Source organism: Exiguobacterium sp. Helios (assembly GCF_014524545.1).
Taxonomy (GTDB): domain Bacteria; phylum Bacillota; class Bacilli; order Exiguobacteriales; family Exiguobacteriaceae; genus Exiguobacterium_A.
On record NZ_CP053557.1, the window covers coordinates 1,434,518 to 1,449,363 of the forward strand.

14 protein-coding genes are annotated in these 14,846 nt (G+C 49.3%); 10 read left to right on the plus strand and 4 right to left on the minus strand.

Annotation, left to right across the window (positions count from 1 at the left end):
- Positions 1-2 precede the first annotated feature (2 nt).
- From HNY42_RS07320 to HNY42_RS07330, 3 genes are all read left to right on the plus strand, one after another.
- Positions 3-767 carry a DeoR/GlpR family DNA-binding transcription regulator gene (locus tag HNY42_RS07320; protein ID WP_114596147.1) on the plus strand — a complete coding sequence of 255 codons (765 nt, stop codon included), beginning with the start codon at positions 3-5 and terminating at the stop codon, positions 765-767.
- A 25-nt stretch (positions 768-792) separates the two neighbouring features.
- Positions 793-1,458: a copper homeostasis protein CutC gene (locus HNY42_RS07325; RefSeq protein ID WP_188005341.1), complete on the plus strand. Its 666-nt coding sequence runs from the start codon at positions 793-795 to the stop codon at positions 1,456-1,458.
- 386 nt (positions 1,459-1,844) lie between these two features.
- Complete coding sequence (locus tag HNY42_RS07330; protein WP_114596145.1) at positions 1,845-2,483, plus strand: DUF975 family protein; 639 nt, start codon at positions 1,845-1,847, stop codon at positions 2,481-2,483.
- A 63-nt stretch (positions 2,484-2,546) separates the two neighbouring features.
- On the opposite strand, the gene HNY42_RS07335 is transcribed toward HNY42_RS07330, so the two are convergent.
- Together HNY42_RS07335 and HNY42_RS07340 are read right to left on the minus strand one after the other, a co-directional pair.
- Positions 2,547-3,428: an NAD(P)-dependent oxidoreductase gene (locus tag HNY42_RS07335; protein ID WP_188005342.1), complete on the minus strand. Its 882-nt coding sequence runs from the start codon at positions 3,426-3,428 to the stop codon at positions 2,547-2,549.
- Positions 3,425-5,173, minus strand: coding sequence for an ABC transporter ATP-binding protein (locus HNY42_RS07340; RefSeq protein WP_131502931.1), 1,749 nt, complete (start codon positions 5,171-5,173; stop codon positions 3,425-3,427). The genes HNY42_RS07335 and HNY42_RS07340 overlap by 4 nt, the downstream gene beginning before the upstream one ends.
- A 131-nt stretch (positions 5,174-5,304) precedes the next feature.
- Here HNY42_RS07340 and HNY42_RS07345 point away from each other — a divergent pair, with 131 nt between their 5' ends.
- The 4 genes from HNY42_RS07345 to HNY42_RS07360 all read left to right on the plus strand — a co-directional run bounded on the left by HNY42_RS07345 (position 5,305) and on the right by HNY42_RS07360 (position 9,594).
- Complete coding sequence (locus HNY42_RS07345; protein ID WP_131973064.1) at positions 5,305-5,745, plus strand: YaiI/YqxD family protein; 441 nt, start codon at positions 5,305-5,307, stop codon at positions 5,743-5,745.
- Between the two features lie 78 nt (positions 5,746-5,823).
- Positions 5,824-7,467 (plus strand): sensor histidine kinase, encoded by a 1,644-nt coding sequence (locus tag HNY42_RS07350; protein WP_255508432.1) that lies wholly within the window; start codon positions 5,824-5,826, stop codon positions 7,465-7,467.
- Between the two features lie 22 nt (positions 7,468-7,489).
- The gene (locus tag HNY42_RS07355) at positions 7,490-9,244 is read left to right on the plus strand and encodes a putative bifunctional diguanylate cyclase/phosphodiesterase (protein WP_255508433.1); all 1,755 of its coding nucleotides are present in this window, start codon (positions 7,490-7,492) and stop codon (positions 9,242-9,244) included.
- Between the two features lie 53 nt (positions 9,245-9,297).
- On the plus strand, positions 9,298-9,594 hold the full coding sequence (locus tag HNY42_RS07360) for a hypothetical protein (RefSeq protein ID WP_131502929.1): 297 nt from the start codon (positions 9,298-9,300) through the stop codon (positions 9,592-9,594).
- 324 nt (positions 9,595-9,918) lie between these two features.
- On the opposite strand, the gene HNY42_RS07365 is transcribed toward HNY42_RS07360, so the two are convergent.
- Together HNY42_RS07365 and HNY42_RS07370 are read right to left on the minus strand one after the other, a co-directional pair.
- Complete coding sequence (locus HNY42_RS07365; protein WP_188005343.1) at positions 9,919-10,890, minus strand: DUF4003 family protein; 972 nt, start codon at positions 10,888-10,890, stop codon at positions 9,919-9,921.
- 56 nt (positions 10,891-10,946) lie between these two features.
- On the minus strand, positions 10,947-11,468 hold the full coding sequence (locus HNY42_RS07370; RefSeq protein ID WP_131502927.1) for a DUF1836 domain-containing protein: 522 nt from the start codon (positions 11,466-11,468) through the stop codon (positions 10,947-10,949).
- 113 nt (positions 11,469-11,581) lie between these two features.
- On the opposite strand from HNY42_RS07370, the gene HNY42_RS07375 reads away from it, so the two are divergent.
- The 3 genes from HNY42_RS07375 (at position 11,582) to rpiA (ending at position 14,829) form a co-directional block, all read left to right on the plus strand.
- Positions 11,582-12,229, plus strand: coding sequence for a PAQR family membrane homeostasis protein TrhA (locus HNY42_RS07375; protein WP_188005344.1), 648 nt, complete (start codon positions 11,582-11,584; stop codon positions 12,227-12,229).
- Between the two features lie 127 nt (positions 12,230-12,356).
- A complete protein-coding gene (locus HNY42_RS07380) occupies positions 12,357-14,084 on the plus strand; it encodes a M3 family oligoendopeptidase (protein WP_188005345.1) in 1,728 nt (575 codons plus the stop codon).
- A 46-nt stretch (positions 14,085-14,130) separates the two neighbouring features.
- Positions 14,131-14,829 carry a ribose-5-phosphate isomerase RpiA gene (gene rpiA / locus HNY42_RS07385; protein ID WP_188005346.1) on the plus strand — a complete coding sequence of 233 codons (699 nt, stop codon included), beginning with the start codon at positions 14,131-14,133 and terminating at the stop codon, positions 14,827-14,829.
- The last annotated feature ends 17 nt before the right edge of the window (positions 14,830-14,846 follow it).

Consider the following 14,846-nt stretch of genomic DNA (forward strand, 5'->3'; position numbering starts at 1 on the left):
ATGTGTCGTTATTAGGAGAGGAACGGAAATCACAAATCATGCAATGGCTCGAAGAAGAAGGGAAAGTCATGACGAAAGATTTGATCGATCGTTTAGACGTCTCCGGTGAGACGGTCCGGCGCTATCTTGAGGAACTCGAACGGGAACGGCAACTGAAGCGGGTGTATGGTGGGGCAATCTATCACGGCGGAAAACAAGAGTCGTCGATTTCACGACGGACAGACCAATTATCACGGCGCCTGGCCCGGTATGCCAAAGGTTGGCTCAGTGACTATTCCTGCATCTTTTTAGGAAAAGGGGAACCGGTCGAACATCTGTTGCCGTACCTCAGTGGGGGAGCGACCATCGTGACGAATTCTTTATCGATTGCCAGTCATCTGGAACAATGCCGGGAAACCGGACCGTTTCATGGTGAAATTCGCTTGCTCGGCGGAACCGTCGATTCATTCGGACAGACGGTCGGTGTCGAAGTGTTACAAGCGCTTGATGCTTACGCCTTTGATGCATCGTTTTTGACATTTGACGGCGCCGAAATCGAGCGGGGATTCGTCAGCGATGACATCGAATCGTCCCTGATTCAAAAAGCGATCATCGGACGGACGAAGGACGTGTATGCCTTTTTGGCATGTGACGAGTTTGAAGGAAACCGGAAGTACAAAGTCGCCGAATTCCGGCGGGCTAAAATCGTCCTCAGTCCCTCGACCTATCCGCCGTCATGGGAAATGAAACTGTTCAACGAACGGGTGAATTGGACAGTCGTCTCGTGATACACTAGGGCGGGAGGGATGTATCATGTTAGAAATCATTGCAGCAACAGTCGAAGAAGCAACAGCAGCCGAGCGGGCGGGAGCTGACCGGTTGGAACTCGTATCCGCCTTATCGGAAGGCGGGCTGACACCGAGTTACGGCTTGATCCGGCAAGTCTTGTCCTCGGTCGAGATTCCGGTCCACGTCCTCGTGCGTCCGCACAGCAAATCGTTTGTCTATTCGAAAGCCGATCAGGAAACGATTATCACCGATATCGATTTAGTCCGGGAACTCGGAGCAGCGGGCATCGTCGTCGGATCCTTGACGCCGGACGGTCGTGTCGATGAAGGATTCCTCGGACGGATTATTAAACATAAAGGCGACTTGTCGTTGACGTTCCACCGGGCCATCGACAGTAGTCGGGACATCCTGGAAGCGGCGGAAGTCCTGGCTGATTTTCCGGAAGTCGACCGGATTTTGACGTCCGGGGCACAACCGACGGCACTGGAAGGTCAGGCTGTTATCGCCGAACTGATCGAACAGCATCCGGACCTGATTGTCTTGCCGGGTTCCGGTATCACAGTTGAGCGGGCGGAAGAATTACTTAATGCAACGAACGCAACCGAGTTACATGTCGGATCCGCTGTCCTCGTCGACGGTCAAGTCGATCCGGAGAAGGTCACAGCGTTAAAACAATTGCTGGCACGTTAATCAAAGTTATTCGTTGGCGTAACAGTTAACCTTATGAGAAAAGAGGGCAGATTTGAATCTGTTCCTCTTTTTTTTATTTTGGAGAAACCATTTCATTCACGAGACTCCTACAGGAAAAAGCGCAATTCTTTGCGCTGTCAGAGACAAACAAGACCCGTTTTCCTGCCTTCAAAGGCAGGGAAACTGGCTTGTGTCTCGTCTGAGGAAGCGGGTGAAGAAAAAGTGGTTTCGGTTGCGTCGCTCTTTTTAAGAAGAGAAAGGAAACCAATCGTCAAAGCTGTCCAAAAATCGTCACATCTTCAGCCTTGTGAGGAGATGATTGCTATTTTTTCAAAGCAGACTACGGTACACTAAAACAGGAATGTTGAAAGATAAAGGAGTTCATTATGACAAATTTACAGTACAAACAAGCTGCACTTGCGACATTAAAAGGGAAGTGGCTGACAGCGCTCAGCATCTCAATCATCTACTTCGTCATCTTTGCACTTGCTGCCAGCCGGATGTCGTTTGACCAGGATAATCTCGACAGCATGTTACGGTTCGTCGCCTTGAACATCGTCGTGACGATTGTGCTGTCCCCCGTCACGCTTGGACGGACAATTGCCTACTTACGATTCGTCCGCGGAGAATCAGCCGGTATCGGGACGTTATTTGAAGGGTTTGCGTCGATCCGTTTCTACCTGAAGACGATGGCAGCCTATACACTGGTAACGTTACTCGTTTACATCGGTTCTTTTTTGATCCTTCCGGCAATTTACTTTTATCTGATGTACCGATTGGTGCCGTTTTTATTGGTCGACCGACCGGATCTGTCGTTTATACAGGTCCTTGGTGAAAGCCGCCGGATGATGCATGGGCATAAGTGGCGGCTGGCGAAACTTTATCTCAGTTTCATCCTTTGGGGGATTCTTGCGCTGCTCAGTACCGTCGGAGTTGTTCTGCTGACGCCGTATTTTGATACGACGATGGCGCACTTCTATGAACAATTAAAAAAAGAGCAACAGACAGCAACGCGTTCAGCGTAAAAAAACGAGTCTGACTTCCCCCTGTGCGGAAGCGTCAGACTCGTTTTTGTTGTTTTTAATCCTTTAACGGGACGGTGTTTTCTCTTTTAACAACAAGTAGAGGGCCTGTGTCCCGGATTCGGCATGACCGGATGCTGCCAGCTCGTCATATAAGTCTTTGACGAGCGCAAGTCCCGGTGTTGCAATCCCCATCTCTTCGGCCCGTTCGAGCGCCAGGTTCATGTCTTTGATGAAATGTTTGACGAAGAAGCCCGGCGAATAGTTTTCCGCAATGACACGCGGAATCAGGTTTTCAAGTGACCAGCTGCCGGCGGAGCCGCTTTTGATCGTCTCGACGAACTGTGTCGGATCGATTCCCGATTTCGTGACGAACAGCAACATCTCGGCTGTCCCGATCATCGATCCGGCAATCGCAATCTGATTGGCGAGCTTGGCCGATTGTCCTTGTCCCGGACCTCCGAAACGGGCGATTGATTTTCCCATTGCTTCAAATAACGGTTGAACCGTGTTAAATGCTTTTTCGTCGCCGCCGGCGAGAATCGCGAGCGTCCCGTTTTTTGCTCCGAGATCGCCGCCCGTGACCGGTGCATCAAGCGCAGAAAGACCGTTTTGAGCAGCCTGTTCGGCAATCCGGATGGCGAGCGCAGGACTCGATGTCGTCATGTCGATGACGATTGTCCCTGGGTTAGCGGATGCTAAAATCCCGTCGTCCGCCAAGTAAATCTGTTCGACGTCCTGCGGATAGCCGACAATCGAGATGACGACATCGACATCCGTCACGGCTTCCTGAATCGTATCGACGATCACAGCGCCGTCCTGTTCGAGCGGCAAGCCTTTTTCTTTCGTCCGGTTATAACCTTTGACGGAAAAACCGGCTTTTAACAAGTTGCGGACCATGCCTTGCCCCATGACGCCGAGTCCGATGAAACCAATTGTTTTTGTCATGTGTTACTCCCCCTGGTCGTTTCGGTGTGACCGATGAATTGTTGCGTTACGAGTTTATTATACAAAACATTTGTCTCAACGAGGGTATCATGTGTCCCGATACCGGAAACACGTCCCTGTTCGAGGACGACGATTTGATCGGCGTGACGGACCGTCGCTAAGCGATGGGCAATGACGAATGTCGTCCGTCCTTCCATCAGGCGTTCGAGCGCTTCCTGGACGACCCGTTCCGATTCCGAGTCAAGGCTCGAAGTTGCTTCGTCGAGCAATAACAATTCCGGATCCCGCAGGAGGGCGCGGGCAATCGCAATCCGTTGCCGTTGACCGCCGGACAGTTTAACACCGCGTTCGCCAATTTCCGTGTCATATCCGAGTGTAAACGAAGAAATGAATTCATCGGCATTCGCCATCTCGGCGGCGTCGCGGATTTGTTGTTCCGTGACATCTTGCGTCAAGCCGTATAACAGATTGTCGCGGATTGTTCCCGACAAGACGGGTGAGTCCTGGGCGACATAACCGATCGCATTACGCCAGCTGGCCAGTTCAAACTGATCAATTGCATGAGGACCGAGCTCGATTTGACCGTTCGTCGGCAGATAAAAGCGTTCGAGCAGAGCGAACAAGGTCGATTTACCGGAGCCGCTCGGACCGACGATTGCCGTGGTTTGACCACGCGGCAAGGAGAAGGTGACGTCGTGCAACAGTGTCGTGTCGTCATAGCCGAACGACAAATGATTAAAGTGAACGGCTGCGAACGGACGCTCAACCTGTCGGGTACCGTCCTGTTCCGGTCGTTCTTCGAGCAGTTCCGAAATCCGTTCCGTTGCCCCGCGCGCTTTTTGTAATTTCGAGACGAACTCGGTCATCGTCACGAGCGGCGTCATGATTTGAAACAGATATAACGAAAAGGCGACGAGTTCGCCCGCTGTAATCTGATTCGTCGAGACGCGGTAAGCACCGAAACTGATGATGACAATCAACATCGAGGTCAGGGCGACGTTGAAGACGGGCAGTAAGATTGCCTGAATCTTCCCTTCTTTGACACCGAAGCCAAACAGATGTTCAATCCGCGTTTTTCCGCGTTCCATTTCATAGGTTTCTGTCGCCTGTGATTTGACCAAGCGGACTTCACCGAGCATCTCTGCAAAAAATCCCGATAAGCCGGCGAGCTCTTTTTGCGTCTCCCGTGAAATCTGATGCAGTTTCCGAACGAGCGGAATGATGATCAATAATGTCAACGGGACGGCGATGACCATGACGAGCGTCATTTGCCAGTCGAGGAAAAATAAAATCGTAATCGCACCGACAATCGAGACGATTGAGGTCAACAGACGAACGAGTTGCTCCGATAATAATTGTTGTAAGGTCGTCGCATCGTTGTTGAGACGTGAGACGAGTTCGCCTGACTTCGTTTCGTCATAGAACGGAATGGGTAAAGCTAGCAAGTGTTTCCACAACATCGTCCGCAAGTTGGCGACAATCCGTTGCCCGGCGACTTGCAGCCAGTAGATGGAAAAAGCATTGCTGATCATCTGGACGATGAAGACCGTGATGAAGAGGGCGACCAAGCCCGGTGTGACCTGATCGATGGAGAAGTTGTCGATCAGGGATTTCAAAAACCAGGGAATCATCAAAGCAGCGAGTGCCTGAATGATTGAAACCGTCACGGCAGCTGACAGCAGTCCGACCGGTGGTTCACTTTTCTTTAGTAAGGATAAAAATGAGGTAAATGTTGCAGGTTTCAATTCGGCACATCCTTTCCTTTCTATTGTCGGTTCTACGGCAGTTACGGTCAACTTCGAGTGATGGACTTGACAGTGATTCCGGTCGTCACGGACACTTAATGAAAGCGAAGTAAAGGAAGGAGTGACGTGATATGAAAATATGGATTGATGCAGACGGTTGTCCGGTCGTCGATTTGACGATTCGATTGAGCAAAGGATACGAGGTTTTTTTAGTCTGTGATACAGCACATCAGTTTAATCGGGAAGGGGCGACGACGATCACGATTGGTCAAGGAGCGGACGCCGTCGACTTTGCCATCGTCAACCGGATGGCGCCGGGAGACATCGTTGTGACCCAGGATTACGGTCTGGCTGCCCTCGCCCTCGCACGCAATGGACGAGCCGTCGATCAGAATGGTCGGATTTTTACAAACGAAAACATAGATTTTCTTCTACATACACGACATGTCGGTCAAGAAATCCGGCGGGCAGGTGGACGGACGAAGGGACCCAAAAAACGGACGCGTCAGGAAGATGTTGCGTTCGAACAGGCATTTAAACGTTTGTTGGCAGAAACGGCAGCACGTTCTTAAGTCGAATGAGCGACGAAAAATTAAAATCTCGTGTTATAATTTTAAACATGAATGCATGAATCGGAAGGAGGAAGCCCATTGAAAAAAATCGTACGATATCGTCCTGAAAAGAAGACGAGACCGTATCGTCTGAAGACCAGTCCATTTCCAGTCAAGACGTTACAGACGACCGACCGTCAACGGATCGGTCAACTGACACAGGATTTGGCGGAAGTTGAACATAAATTGAAACACCGCAACGAAATCATGGAAGCATTGGCAACCCAAAACGTCGAGTCAGCATGTGAGACATTACTCGTTAAGTTGCTGAAACTCATCAATCTTGAGGCGGGGGCCATCCTGTTATATCGCCGTGAACAATTGAGTCACCTTGTGACGCAAGGGGTGGAAGACATTGAATTGATCGAAAAAGATTTGGATCAATATTCTGTGTTACGCCGTGCTTTTGTCATGCGAAAATCGGTTCAGCTCCCTGTAGCAGAAAACATGTATGAATCGGCGATTCCTGTCCAGTCACCAAGCAATGGCGGTGTCGTCGGTGTCATCTATCTCAAACATCCATTCGAGCAGTTCAACTTGGAACAGGTCGGGGATATTTTGGATTTGTCACGTAAACTCGGGATGACGCTTGAACGTCACCTGTTGTTCCATCAAATGGAGCATGAAAAAATCAAAACGTATCAATTACTCGATTCGATTCGGGAAGCGGTCTTATATATCGAAAGCAGCGGGGAACAGATTTATGCCAATCAGGCATTGTTGAACATGTTCCCGCCAAAGCTCGTCAGTCAATCTCAAGGCTTCCGCCATGCGTACGAACGGGCGACTTCCTTATTCGAACACGTTGATCAGCCGGATGCGCTGCATGACTATATCGGTCAATTGATGAACGGGGAGATTCCCGGAGAGACGATTGAACTATCGGCTTTTCGCGGGAATCTGTTGCTGAATGCCTATGCCGAACGAATCGCCATCGCCAATGTCGAGTGGGGAATGATGCTCGTCTTGCGAGATGTCACGAAAGAAAAAGAACTGGATTTGAAACAGTCGGAGTTCGTCTCGATTGTTTCGCATGAATTAAGAACACCGCTCTCGTCGATTATGGGCTTTACGGAACTGTTGATGCGTCGTTCACTCGATGGTCCGCGTCAAAAAAAATACCTCGAGACGATCCACTCCGAGACCGTTCGTTTGGCAGAGCTGATTGATGATATTCTGGAAATCCAAAAAGGTGAGGATGTCTCACAAGGCACCGTCAAAAAACGGCTGGACCTTAAACGATTGGTATATGAGATGCGACCGATGTTCGAGCTTGCGAGCAGTAAACACCGGATTCGGGTTCTGTTTGAAGCGGGCGATTATCAGATGACGGCGAGCGAAGAGAAGATGAAACAGCTCTTCACGAACTTGATCATGAATGCCATCAAATATTCACCGGACGGAGGAACGATTCAAGTTCGAGGGCACATGAAGGGATCACACATGGTCTTGACGGTTGAAGATGAAGGAATCGGAATTCCGGAAAAAGCACTACCATTTGTATTTGATAAATTTTACCGGGCTGATAACTCGGACACGCGGAAAATTGGCGGAACCGGTCTTGGTTTAGCGATCTGCCGGATGATTGTCATGGATCATGGCGGATCGATTGCCGTGCAGTCAGAAGAAGGAAAAGGCAGTACGTTTACGCTTCAATTTTCGACTGAAATGACAGAGGACTAACGAAGAAAGGAGGGACGGGACCGTGGATAACTCGCAAATGCGATATGAAGCCTTACACCCGCTTGTCGAAGATATCTTAAATCAATTGAGTGAAAAAATCGGAGTCAATACACTGTTTTTCGCATTAAATGACTCAAACAGTAACTTTATCGTCAAGGCAATCAATCATGGAAAGGAACTGATTGGAGAGGGAACGACACACATCTTCCAACATGTCCTCTGTAAACTCGTCATCGATGAAACAGACGGTAAGATTCAAATTAATGAATTATTGACGAATCCAATGACAAGTCATCATCCGGTCACCCAAACACTGGGTAACGGCAGTTTTCTTGGCGTCGCGATTAAAAATGCCAATAACGAGAAAATCGGGACGTTATGCGCTTTTGATGATCAACCGTACGAATTCAGTAAAACCGAATTAGAGATGATTGAAAATTACGCGAACATCATCAGTAAATCAATCAGCGTCGAGACCTATGTCATCAAAGATGCATTGACAGATGTCTATAACGAACGATATATGAACCGATTGATTTCGAGTGTCTCGAGCCAGCCGACCTTTTTGATGGTCCTCAATCTCGATAACTTTCATGCGATTAATGCGAAGTACGGATACCGGATTGGAAATCAGGTGCTTCAGGAAATTGCGTCACGCTTAAAGTATGTCGCGATTCCGGAACACGTCGTCGGACGGATGGAGGGGAACGAGTTCATTGTTCTCGCACCTCTGGAACAAGCTGATTTTACAGATCAAGGCCGGACATTCGCTGAATCCATCATTCAGACGATTGAGGAGCCAATCAATAACCTTGCGGACGAACCGATTCGTTTGACGGCTTCGTCAGGTGTCAGTCTGTTAACGGGCGATCACATGAACCGCCAGACACAGGTCTATGCAGCAGAAGCCCTGATGCAACAGGTCAAACTGGACGGAAAAGCGGGTATATCATTTGTCGATCAGCAACGCGAGGTCGAACAACATCCGTTTAACCGTGTATTGGAACAGGAATTGGAGCAAGCATTGGAACGTGGTCAGTTCGAATTGTATTATCAACGGATTTTAAATGCCAAACTGGGACAGACGGTTGCCGTCGAAGCACTACTCCGCTGGAATCATCCGGTCTTAGGATTCGTCAGTCCAGCCGATTTCATTCCGATTGCGGAACGGACAGGGAAGTTTAGTCAAATCGGTCACTTTACGATTGCACAGGCGATTTCGGATAGTGTCCGGTTAGAGACAGAATTGGGACGTCCCGTGACAATTTCGATTAATCTCTCCGCCAGTCAATTCAAATCGGATGCGATGCTTGCCGATCTGTTACAGTTCGCAAACTGTGCATCCTTCAAGAAAGAGCGGATTGTGCTTGAAATCCGGGAAGAAGTCTTACAAATCGGAAAACGGAAAGCCATCGAGCGTCTGGAAATGTTACGCCGGGCAGGTTATCGACTGAGTGTCGACCATTTTGGGAGTCATTATGCTTCGCTCAATTCCTTGCTCCGTTTACCGGTCCAATCCGTTAAGTTGGATCCGATCTTTACACGGCGTCTCGTTCAAAACCAGCTCGAACAGTCGATGGTCCAGTCTGTTTATTCGTTGACACAGGCACTTGGAATTTCGCTTGTCATTCAGGAAGTCGAAACAAGCGCTCAGTTCCAGCATATCGTTGCGGTGGGAAATCCCCTGTATGTACAAGGACATTATCTGCATCATCCGCAACCGATCACGAACTTGATTGCCGATTTTGCAAAGATCACGCATACCCAGGATGTTTAACCGTCTCTCGTAAGGGAATACTTTAATCATCATGATTCGAGGGGGATGTTACCATGTCAGAGCAACACGAAAAAGAAACGGATCCGATTACATCGGGAAATCGCATGACAAACGACGATATCGCAGGTCGTGATCAATCCGGTACAGCAGCACAAAACGAGTCGGATTCAAAATCCGAGCACCACGAAAAAGAGCCGCAGTCCGACAATCAAGACAAGAAGTCAGCGGACTCAGAATCAACAGATCAACCGGATTCTGAACCATCATCTGACGAAGCACCTGATTTGTCTCACGAAGCCGATGAAGACGGCGATGTGACACCGTCTGATGCAGACGATCAACAAAAATAATCGGGCACTTGTGCCGGAATTTATACCAATGGGTCTGACTCAAAAGTCACTCTCTACAAAGATCAGGGTGGCGGAATGATAATCTGCCACCCTGATTTCGTAAAAAAAAGAATCACTCGCTTCACGCAACTCCTACAGGAAAAAGCGCATTTTTGCGCTGTCAGAGACAAACAAGACCCGATTTCCTGCCTAAATGAGGCAGGAAAACTGGCTTGTGTCTTGCCTGAGGAAAGGGCATGAAAGAACGAGTGATTCTTTTTTGAGTCAGCCGCGTTTTGTTTTTTTAGAAAATTTTATACGGAAACAGGCACTGGATGGGCGAGTTCAATCGCCACCGCCACCGCCATCGCCGCCGTCAAATCCACCGTCCGCCATTCCGCCGTCTGTCGCATGGGAGGTATCCGTCAAGTCGACCGGGAACAGGAAAACGGGAATGAAATCAGTCGAATTCGTCCAGTCAGCCGGGCTGTACGGAGCAAACAATTGGTGCAACGTCGGATGATCCGCAAGATACAGCCGGACCGCCGTCAGGAAAATTAAATCCTTCCGGTATTTAAAGTGAGGATTTTGCCGCAAACGGTCTGATATCTGTTCAAGTGCCGCGCGGTGTACTTCCGGTTGACCGAGTAGCGCAAGCAACGCATGAAACGACAGTGGAATCCCGTGTTTACGGTAAGCGTTCCGGGACTGGACGAGCTGACCGAGATAGAGGTGATGGTCCTCGTCCGGTAATAAGGCAAATAAGAGTGCCGTGACATACGTTTGCTGAGACCGCCCGAACCGCTTTTTCAACATGTCATACAGCGATTCGATCTGATCATGGATTGTTGATAACTCGCCCCGGCGGAGACTGTTTAAAAACAGAAACGAGATCAGCAGGGGAGAGACGATGAACCGGTGTGAGGTTTTGCAAAGGCGGTATAACGAGACGGTCCGCTCAAGTTGGACATCCGTCGGCTGTAAGCGGCTGATCAATAAAGCGGTGGAATAAGCATTGAGCGGATGGACGAGCCGATGTGTTGCAAAAAAACTATAGATTGACATCATCGGAGCAATCCGTTCAGCCGGTTCCATGTCGTATGCCTGAATTTTTGAAGCAAGCAATAACGCTTGTGTCTGGTGGGAGCGGAGATGCTCTTCCAAAAACCGAGCCGTCTTCTCCAACTCCGGAAAAGGTGCGGGATGTCGGCCGACGACAGCATCAAAAGCAAGTTCGATTAAAATACCATCCTGGTAAGTGACGAAATAATGTCCTGTTTCATCTAAACGTTGTAAAAAACGTTGTTCGAGTTCCATTTCCTGCACCTCATCCTTTTTCCCCTATTTTACCATGACACACAAAAGAAAGACGGTTACTTTTCTAATCGGTCAATCAATCGTTCGGCTGCCCGGCGGTACAAGTTGCTCATATGGGCGAGCGATAAAATCAGTTGCAACTGTTCGAGATGATCCAAGTCATCCGTCGGAGGCTGCTGCTCCTCGAACAAGGTCTGATTGACCGCTGTCGCATCGAGATACGTTTGATAAAAATCTTCCAAATCAATTGTTTGTTCCGTAACACCGGTATTCAAGTCCGTCAAAATCGTTTTGATGTCATTGATGGAGAACGTTCCTTTCAATTGGTAGATCAAACTGATTAAGATCAGATGGTTTTTCGTATATTTTTTATTCGTGACCGGGAAAAACAATTTTTTCTTGGCGTAGTTGTTAATCATCGTCTTCGTTAAAATCGTTTCGCCTTCGGTTCGCGTCGTCTCTTCAAACGTCCGTTCAAACAATTGAATGACTTGGTCCATGTAGAGATCGATGTTCGGGATATCCGTTAACTCCAACTGGCGATCGAGTGATGGTTTCGGGTGTTCTGACTGTGTCATGAAAATACCTCCAAAAAAATAATGCGGAATGACTTCCTATTTCTCTAGTGTATGATAGAATGTTCATATAACGCCATGTAGTATTTAAAACTACATAAAAATGGAGGGAAATTATGAAAACGTATATGAGAGAACCGATCAATGGTCTGACCCACCTTGGCGGAGCCGTCTTCGCCTTTATCGGATTGCTCGCCTTGGTCATCAAAGCGTCACTGGAGCGGGGAGCCGGACTACCGATTGTCGCGGCGATCATCTTTGGTGTCAGTATGATTGCCTTGTACGCAGTCTCGGCGACATATCATATGGTACTTGCGAGTGACCGGGCCATTGCGACGTGGAGACGTCTTGATCATTCGATGATTTATCTGCTGATTGCCGGCTCGTATGCCCCGTTTTGTCTGATCAGTCTGAACGGACCGACCGGCTGGGTATTGTTCAGTATCGTCATGCTGATTGCGGTCTTCGGTATCACCTTTAAACTCGTCTGGTTCAACAGTCCGCGCTGGTTGTCGACGACGCTGTACATCGGAATGGGCTGGATCATGGTCTTTGCGATCACACCGCTCGCAGAAGTTCTGTCGCCGGTCGGAATCGGTTTACTGTTCCTCGGCGGGATTTTTTACACGATCGGTGGCATTATCTACGGCTTAAAACCGCGTGTGCTTTCGTTCAAACACCTCGGTTTTCACGAGATTTTCCATGTATTCGTCCTGCTCGGCAGCTTAGCGCATTTCCTTTGTGTCTATTTCTTCGTCATCTAAATGTTTCGGTTCACACATCCTTCCGCTCGCGGAAGGATGTTTTTTGCCGGTAAAGGAGTGGACTGGCAGGTCTCGCGGGAAGGGAAGCCGAAGGAAATGAAAGGACAGGATTAAAGGGGGAAAAACAATGGCGATCACGACATCCCGTTGGCAGCTCGAAAAACTGTATTCGATTGGAAACGTGGGACAGACGATTAACAGGTTACAACGGGAATTGGATCAGCTTCAAACCGACCAACCTCCTGTGTCTTCTTATTTGACGAATCTTGAGCGAATCAAATGCCACGTCGAAGAACTGGCTGATTTTGTGTATTGTCTGTACGCGGAAGATGTTTCACGTCATGAAGTGGGCCGGCTGCTTGAGCAGACCGAGATATTGCAGGCGAGTCTCCGGATGGGTGAAACGGTCTTCGAGGAACGATTGCGGAAACTGTCCGAAGCAGAATGGGAAACGCTGCAATCGGACACGCCGTCTTATTATCTGACGGAACGCCGCGCCATCATGGAACGGCGTCTGTCGGCTGAACAGGAACAATTGATTCAGGCACTGGCAATCGACGGTTTTTCCGGATGGGAACAGTTGTATGAACAGCGTTTGACCGGTTTACGGATTCCGCTTGAAGAAGAAGAAGTCACAATCGGACACGCCCTGCATCAGGCTTTTCATGGGGCAACACGCAACGACCGGCAAGCGGCGGCGACAGTTTTCGCAAAGACGTGTGCTGCTGAACGTGACGACTTTGCGATGATTTTGAACCGGATTGCCGGATTTCGGTTGCAAGTTTACACAAAACGCGGATGGGAGGACCCGTTAACGGAACTGTGTGAACAAAACCGGATGCAACGGACGACAATTAAAGCGATGCTTGCGGCGATTGATCAAAATCGTCCGCTGTTCCAGTCTTATTACGAACGAAAATTGCGTCTGGCACATGTCACGGAACCGGAATGGCATGATTTAGAGGCGAATACCTTCACCTCGCGCGGTTATGTTTCCTATATTGAGGCGCAATCGATCATTCTGCATCAATTTGACCGGCTCCATCCGCGGTTGGCAAACTTTACGAAAACCGTGTTTGAAAAAGGCTGGATCGATGCGGAAAACCGGCCGTCTAAAGCAGAAGGCGGTTTCTGTGCCTCGTTCCCGGTCGCTAAAGAAAGCCGGATCTTCATGACGTACCGTGAAGCGTATCCGGATGTCGTTACGCTTGCCCATGAACTGGGTCACGCGTACCATAATTTGCTGTTGCACGATTTGCCGTTCCTTGATCAGATTAAAGGGACGAGCAGTGCCGAGACGGCTTCGACATTCATGGAAAACCTGGTCCTTGACGCCGTGATCGAACAATCGGCGAGCGAAGAAAAACTGGCGATGCTTGAAATCAAAATCAGCGAAGGCTTAAAATACGTCGGAACCATTCCGAACATGTTCCGGTTTGAACAACGTTTTTATTCGGAGCGACGGCAGGGGCCGGTTTCAAGCGACCGGATTGCTGAACTGATGCGGGAGGAAGATGCCCGCTTTTACGGCGATGTACTGACGGAACCGGATCCGTACAAATGGATTTTTGTCGGTCATTTCTATGATACAGAAAAGCCGTTCTACAATATTCCCTACACGGTCGGTTACTTACTGAGCAATCACTTATATACGGAGGTCAAGCAATCAAATGAGGCGTTCACCGGACAATTCGAACCGTTGTTACGCGCATCGGGACAGGCGACAATCGAGGAGCTGATTGAGCAGTATGTAGACGGCGAACCGGACTCAATTACTTTTTGGCAACAGGCACTTGAACCGCTCCTGTCGGCGATTGAAATGTACTTACAAGAGACGGCTGGACTCATCGATTGAAGTCGCCAGCAATCGGGAATAGATAACTAACGAAGGAGGGGTGCGGATGTACGAACAGGATAAAAGGGTGTTGGCGGAAGCCGCCATCAAGCATGTTAAGAACGGAATGATTCTTGGTCTTGGGACAGGTTCGACGACCCGGAGTTTCATCGATGTCCTTGGTAAGTGGGTCGAAGCAGGCGGTCAGGTGCAGGGAGTGGCGACATCAGCCGAGACAGCGGAACAAGCCAAACGATTAAACATTCCGTTGCTGTCACTCGAGGAAGCGACGCATATCGATCTTGTCATCGACGGCATCGATCAGATCGATGCGCAGTTCCGGGTGCTCAAGGGCGGTGGTGGAGCGCTGTTCCGTGAAAAAGTCGTTGCTTTGATGAGCCGGGAAGTGCTCTACTTAGCGGACGCCTCGAAGTTCGTCCATCACCTGAGCGGTCCGTTACCGGTTGAAATCGATGCGTTTGCGAGACCGTATGTCGAACGTTTTTTGCAGGATAAGCATGTCGATGTGACGCTACGGGAGCAGGATGGAGAACCATTCGTGACGAACGGGGGGCATCTGATTTTGGATGTCGATCTCAAGCGGGTCCAGGATGTCCCTCACTTTGCCCGGGAACTGAAAAGTTTGACGGGAGTGCTCGAAACCGGCTATTTTGAGCGGCAACCGGATCACGTCCTGACGGTCGAGCAAGGACAAGTCAGACAGCTGGCTCATCCTGATTTACGGGATGGAGGTGGACTTGTCTAACTGGCGTTTTGAGAGAA

Coding starts and splice junctions, on each gene's coding strand:
- HNY42_RS07360 (WP_131502929.1), top strand. CDS start 9,298: ATGTCAGAGCAACACGAAAAAGAAACGGATCCGATTACATCGGGAAAT.
- rpiA (WP_188005346.1), top strand. CDS start 14,131: ATGTACGAACAGGATAAAAGGGTGTTGGCGGAAGCCGCCATCAAGCAT.
- HNY42_RS07375 (WP_188005344.1), top strand. CDS start 11,582: ATGAAAACGTATATGAGAGAACCGATCAATGGTCTGACCCACCTTGGC.
- HNY42_RS07365 (WP_188005343.1), bottom strand. CDS start 10,890: ATGGAACTCGAACAACGTTTTTTACAACGTTTAGATGAAACAGGACAT.
- HNY42_RS07325 (WP_188005341.1), top strand. CDS start 793: ATGTTAGAAATCATTGCAGCAACAGTCGAAGAAGCAACAGCAGCCGAG.
- HNY42_RS07345 (WP_131973064.1), top strand. CDS start 5,305: ATGAAAATATGGATTGATGCAGACGGTTGTCCGGTCGTCGATTTGACG.
- HNY42_RS07330 (WP_114596145.1), top strand. CDS start 1,845: ATGACAAATTTACAGTACAAACAAGCTGCACTTGCGACATTAAAAGGG.
- HNY42_RS07380 (WP_188005345.1), top strand. CDS start 12,357: ATGGCGATCACGACATCCCGTTGGCAGCTCGAAAAACTGTATTCGATT.
- HNY42_RS07335 (WP_188005342.1), bottom strand. CDS start 3,428: ATGACAAAAACAATTGGTTTCATCGGACTCGGCGTCATGGGGCAAGGC.
- HNY42_RS07370 (WP_131502927.1), bottom strand. CDS start 11,468: ATGACACAGTCAGAACACCCGAAACCATCACTCGATCGCCAGTTGGAG.